Raw genomic sequence first — 5310 nt, 5'->3', positions numbered from 1 at the left:
AGGCAGGAAATAGTGAAGACAGCAAAAATGAAAAAAGGGAGGGGGAATGAGTTATGGGCTTATATCTCCTATCCTTTATCCTTTTTCTTGTCGGATTATATGGAGTGCTCACGAAAGCCAATATTGTGAAAATAATACTTGGTTCTGGAATCATGGGCTATGCGGTAAACCTGTTTCTCATATTGATTGCATACAGGTCGGGAGGGACCTTTCCCATACTCCTGCCAGGAAAAGATCCAGGCTTAATGGTTGATCCACTCCCACAAGCCCTGGTTTTGACATCAATCGTCATCGAACTGGGTACAACTGCTTTGCTTGTTGCCCTGGCAGTGAATATCCACAAACACTACGGCACACTCAATGTGCGCAAAGTAAGGAGGCTTAAGGGGTGATTGCTTCCTATTTCGTAATAATTCCATTGTTATCGGGTTTTGTGCTCGCTATGAGTGGCAAAAGGAATAAGTTTGCAGAACTGGTTGCGCTGATAACCACATCGTTGCTGCTATTTCTTTCGGTGCTGCTTTTTCCGTTGATTAACGCTTCAGGCACGATTTTCTACCAGCTTTCGGGTTGGAAAGTTCCTTATACGATTTCATTGGTTGTAGACAATTTGTCAGCTTTCGTGCTGTTTTTAGTTTCATTGGTGGCTTTTTTCAGCACGTTGTATTCGATAGGATATATGCGGCGTTTCAGCTCATTGAGCAATTATTATGGGCTTCTGATGCTTTTAATCGCCGGTTTAAATGGTGTCACAATTACGGGAGACCTTTTCAATTTATTTGTTTTCATGGAAGTTTCTCTAATAGCAACATATGCCCTTGTCGCTTTTCAGGGGGAAGCCGAGCATTATGAAGCAGCCTTCAAATATGCCATACTTGGTTCTATTTCGTCCACATTGATCCTTTTCGGGATAGGTTGCGTTTACAGTGCAACTTCTTCTCTTACTCTTATGCAGATTTCAATTAAGAGTGCTGAAACACCCGTTCTTTATCTCGCCTATGGGTTCTTCCTAACGGGTTTTGGGTTGAAAGCATCGATGTTCCCATTTCATTCCTGGCTGCCAGATGCTCACCCTTCAGCACCCTCTCCAGTATCAGCCATGCTATCAGGGGTTCTTATAGAAGTACTTGGAGCATATGCTATGATCAGGGTCTTTTTCATGGTGTTTCAAAAAAGCAGTCTGGTTCTTGAAACATTGCTCGTTTTTGGAGCAATAACAATGGTTGTAGGTGCGATTATGGCCTTTGGACAAAACGATATTAAACGAATGCTGGGCTTTAGTAGCGTCAGTCAAATGGGATATATCATTTTTGCCCTTGGGTTGGGAACTCCCCTTGGAATTCTCGGGGCCATTTACCATATGCTGAATCATGCTGTTCTTAAGGGAACGCTTTTTCTTGATGCAGGGGCAATCGAGATGTCGGAAGGAACAAGGGATCTGGAAAAAATGACTGGTAAGAGTGACCAAACAGTTTATGTTTCCACTCTGATGGCTTCTATGGGAATTTCCGGAGTACCACCCTTTGGAGGATTTTTCAGCAAGCTCGTAATAATCATGGCAGCCATATATTCTGGTAAATATATTTATGCGCTCATTGCACTTGCCGTGAGCGTAATCACCCTAACTTATTACCTGAAGATGCTGAAGAAAGCTTTTCCATCAACCGGGGATGCGAAAATACCTTCATCTATGAAATCAGTTCTGATAATCATGAGTTTGTTAACCCTTATTACAGCGATTCTTTTTATTCCGTCGATCAGGGAAGTTACATTAGACAAAGTAGTGGATTGCGTGACAAATAGAGAGGTTTACAGCCAGCTTTTCATGGCAGGTGGTAACTGATGACCGTTAAAACAAAGAGCAGAATAATCGTATTTATTCTCAGTTTCATAGTGTGGATTCTCATTACTCTTCCTTTTAGCCTTCAGGAGCTTGTATTTGCTCTTATTGCTTCTTTTGCTATCGCTTTAATTGTCGGGGATGTTTTCTTAAAAACGGGAAAAAGTGTTGCCCTGAAGGGTATATTATACTTCTTTGTTTATATAATAGTCCTTTTCTGGGAAATGCTTAAGGCAAACTTTCATGTCGCTATGATTGTCATCCATCCGGAGGCACCCGTTAAACCCGGCTTTGTAAAAGTAAAAACGGAACTGAAAGAAGATTCGTCCATTACCGTGCTAGCAAATTCCATCACGTTGACTCCAGGCACCTTAACTGTCGATGTGTTCAAAGATAAAGGCGAACTCATTATTCACTGGATTCAGGTTGAGACTCCCGAAATAGAAGGCTGTACCAGAGCTATTGCGGGGCGCTTTGAACCCATTTTGAGGAGGTTTATGAGGTGAGCAGGACTCTTAGATGGTTCATAGGGCTTCTTCTTGTTATTGCGTTTATTGTATTCAACTTCGCAATTATCGAAGTGGAATTTCTTGTGAGATTGATAAATATCCTATTGATGTGCACGTTAATGGTCATTTTCAGGGTTATCTTTGGACCTTCGGCAGCCGATAGAGTTGTTGCAGTTGATATTTTTGGCATTATCATTGTAGGGCTTTTGGCTTTGGTTTCTTTGTTTACAGGAGCTTCTTTTTTCCTTGACATAGCCATGGCCTGGGCATTACAAAGCTTCATAGTCTCCCTTGCCCTTGCTAAGTTTCTGGAAGGGAGGCATATGGATGATTAGAGAGATATTTGGCTACGGATTTATTGTATTTGGGATAGTCTTCGATTTTTTTGGCGCTTTGGGGCTCGTAAGGCTACCTGATGTTTACAACAGGCTGCAGGCAGCGACGAAATGTGTTACCTTTGGCTCTGCTGGCATTTTGTTTGGTGTGTTTATATTGGAAGGTTTTGCATCAGGTGGTTTGAAATCCCTCATCTGTATGGTGTTTATTTTATTAACCTCGCCAGTTGCTGCTCATGCCATATCAAGAGCAGCTTACAGGAGTGGTGTTAAACCCTCAAAGGAAACAGTTGTCGATCTTTACGCTGATGAACTGAAGGGAAGTGAAAAAGATGAAAACGCCAAAGCTTAGGGAACTAAAAGAGGCAATCACCAATGTGTTTTCAAAAAGGTTCACGACAACTTATCCTTTTACCACTTACGAAGCTCCTGAGGTGTTTCGCGGAAAGCCGGTTTATAATGATGAAATCTGCATTGGCTGTGGAGCATGTGCTCAAGTATGTCCTGCAAAGGCTATAGAACTCAAAGATGACCTCAAAAAGGGAATTAGAATTTTAACCGTCAGATACACCGATTGTATATATTGTGGTCAGTGCCAGGAAAAATGTATCACAGACGGGGGGATAGTGCTGACTAATGACTATGTCACCGCAAGTCTGGATAGATCTGATGAAATTAACTCCAACAGTGTGGAAAAGAAACTCGTCCGCTGTGAAAAATGCGGTACTGTCATAGCAACTGTTGACCATTTGAAATGGCTCATTAAAAAGCTGGGGCCTTATACATATGGTCACCCTAACCTTATGCTAATTAGACAGTCTGAACTGAGTACCACGCCTGCTAAAATCCGACCTAAAGAGATAGTTAGAAGGGAGGATCATTTTGAGTTACTTTGCCCAAAATGCAGGCACCTCGTCGTCGTCGAAGATGCCTTCAAATGATGTTCCAACTGATATTTTGCACTTTGTCGCATCTCTTATGAACAGAGAGGTTCTCTTTGTGGGTCTTGGAAATCCCATGAGAAGTGACGATTATGTTGGTGTTTTTCTTATAGAGCTTCTTGAGAAACTCAAACTTCCACCGCACTGGAATTTGCTTAAATGCTATAGAAATCCTGAAAACTACCTTGGAAAACTTCTCTCCTTAAAGTCAGGAATTATCGTGTTTATAGATTCTGTCCAGGGAATGAATGAAGAACTCAGGATATTTCGCGAAGAGGAGATAAAAGACTTCAGTTTTTCCACGCATGCCTTTGGCATTTCCACATTCATAAAATATCTGAAATCCCGAAAAGAAGTCAACTTTTTTCTCATAGGCATTAAGCCGGAAAACCTGGAAGTGGGGATTAACCTCACTCCGGAAGTGAAAAGACGTGCAGATTTGATTTTTAAGGGATTTGAAAAAGTATGCAAGAATACATATTGAAAATCAGGGGAATCGTCCAGGGAGTCGGCTTCAGGCCTTTCGTTGCAAAGCTAGCTAAAGAGCTAAACCTCAATGGATACGTTGAAAATCGCGAAACAGGGGTTGAAGTGGGGCTCTTTTGCGGCAGAGAGGAGCTGGAGGTTTTTCTAAACAGGCTACGTACTGAAAAACCGGCACCAGCCAAAATTATAGAAGTGAATATCAGAGAAATTCATACAGAAAACGGAAAAGGAACTGGTTTTGTCATAAAGCCAAGCAAAAAGAGCGGCGAAATAACCGCTTTAATTCCCCCAGATATTGGACTTTGCGAAGATTGCCTTGATGAGATGTTTGATCCTAACAGTCGAAGGTATCTTTATCCGTTTATAAGTTGTAGTCACTGTGGCCCTCGTTTCAGTATAATAGAAAGTATTCCCTATGATAGGCCCTTCACCACCATGAAAAGCTTTCCCATGTGTGTTGAATGTGAATCAGAATATACAAATGTTTCTGAGAGAAGATACCACGCACAGACTAATTGCTGCGATAAATGCGGGCCGCATTACTGGCTTGAAGAAAAAGCGGAAAAGCGATTTTCCAAAGAAGCAATTGTCAGAGCTAAAGAAATTCTTTTAAAAGGAGGCATTCTTGCTGTTAAAGGTATTGGAGGGTTTCATCTCGTATGCGACCCTTTTTGCAAAGAAGCGGTTCAAAGGTTGAGAAAGCTAAAAGAGCGTCCCTTCAAGCCCTTTGCTTTAATGGCAAAAGATTTGGAAACCATAGTAAATTTTGCGGAAGTGTCTCCTGAAGAAACAAAATTGCTTCTTTCGACTGCCCGACCAATAGTGCTTTTGAAGAAAAAAGGAAACTTTTTTGAATCCGTTGCTCCAGGAATAAATATGGTGGGAGTTATGCTTCCTTATGCGGGAATTCACTACCTCCTTCTTCAAGAATTTCCGATATTGATAGCGACGAGCGGGAATCTTTCCGGCGAAATCCTTTGTGCAAGCAATGACGAAGCAAGAAAAAAACTCAGTGGCATATCTGATGCCCTTTTGCTTCATGATAGGGAAATCCTGAATCGCTGTGATGACTCTGTCTTGAAAGTTGTTAATAAGAAAAAGCTTTTTGTGAGAAGATCCCGGGGTTTTGTACCCGAAATAGTTGCGATTCCATTTCACGCTTCTTCGAAGATTTTCTGCGCTGGAGGTGATTTGAAGGC

Annotated in this window: 8 protein-coding genes; all 8 read left to right on the top strand. The window is 41.7% G+C overall.

Annotated features, from left to right (window positions below; all coding sequences use genetic code 11):
- Nucleotides 1-53: 53 nt before the first annotated feature.
- Nucleotides 54-392 carry a sodium:proton antiporter gene (locus AC3LHT_RS08610; protein ID WP_290647194.1) on the top strand — a complete coding sequence of 113 codons (339 nt, stop codon included), beginning with the start codon at nt 54-56 and terminating at the stop codon, nt 390-392.
- Entirely contained in the window at nt 389-1843 is a 1455-nt protein-coding gene (locus AC3LHT_RS08605; protein WP_488662600.1) for a complex I subunit 5 family protein, read from the top strand. The genes AC3LHT_RS08610 and AC3LHT_RS08605 overlap by 4 nt, the downstream gene beginning before the upstream one ends.
- A complete protein-coding gene (locus AC3LHT_RS08600; protein ID WP_290647196.1) occupies nt 1843-2346 on the top strand; it encodes a Na+/H+ antiporter subunit E in 504 nt (167 codons plus the stop codon). Before AC3LHT_RS08605 ends, AC3LHT_RS08600 begins: the two co-directional genes overlap by 1 nt.
- Entirely contained in the window at nt 2343-2684 is a 342-nt protein-coding gene (locus tag AC3LHT_RS08595) for a monovalent cation/H+ antiporter complex subunit F (protein ID WP_290666216.1), read from the top strand. Before AC3LHT_RS08600 ends, AC3LHT_RS08595 begins: the two co-directional genes overlap by 4 nt.
- Nucleotides 2677-3036 (top strand): monovalent cation/H(+) antiporter subunit G, encoded by a 360-nt coding sequence (gene mnhG, locus AC3LHT_RS08590; protein WP_488662599.1) that lies wholly within the window; start codon nt 2677-2679, stop codon nt 3034-3036. The genes AC3LHT_RS08595 and mnhG overlap by 8 nt, the downstream gene beginning before the upstream one ends.
- The gene (locus tag AC3LHT_RS08585) at nt 3017-3625 is read left to right on the top strand and encodes a 4Fe-4S dicluster domain-containing protein (protein WP_290647199.1); all 609 of its coding nucleotides are present in this window, start codon (nt 3017-3019) and stop codon (nt 3623-3625) included. The genes mnhG and AC3LHT_RS08585 overlap by 20 nt, the downstream gene beginning before the upstream one ends.
- Nucleotides 3567-4109 (top strand): hydrogenase maturation protease, encoded by a 543-nt coding sequence (locus AC3LHT_RS08580; RefSeq protein WP_290666218.1) that lies wholly within the window; start codon nt 3567-3569, stop codon nt 4107-4109. The genes AC3LHT_RS08585 and AC3LHT_RS08580 overlap by 59 nt, the downstream gene beginning before the upstream one ends.
- Nucleotides 4091-5310: carbamoyltransferase HypF (gene hypF, locus AC3LHT_RS08575; RefSeq protein ID WP_488662598.1), on the top strand; the 1220-nt coding region annotated here is incomplete at its 3' end. The genes AC3LHT_RS08580 and hypF, both read left to right, overlap by 19 nt.

This window comes from Kosmotoga sp. (genome assembly GCF_982836095.1).
This window is presented reverse-complemented; position numbering and strand designations above follow the sequence as displayed.

Coding starts and splice junctions, on each gene's coding strand:
- AC3LHT_RS08585 (WP_290647199.1), top strand. CDS start 3,017: ATGAAAACGCCAAAGCTTAGGGAACTAAAAGAGGCAATCACCAATGTG.
- AC3LHT_RS08600 (WP_290647196.1), top strand. CDS start 1,843: ATGACCGTTAAAACAAAGAGCAGAATAATCGTATTTATTCTCAGTTTC.
- AC3LHT_RS08610 (WP_290647194.1), top strand. CDS start 54: ATGGGCTTATATCTCCTATCCTTTATCCTTTTTCTTGTCGGATTATAT.
- mnhG (WP_488662599.1), top strand. CDS start 2,677: ATGATTAGAGAGATATTTGGCTACGGATTTATTGTATTTGGGATAGTC.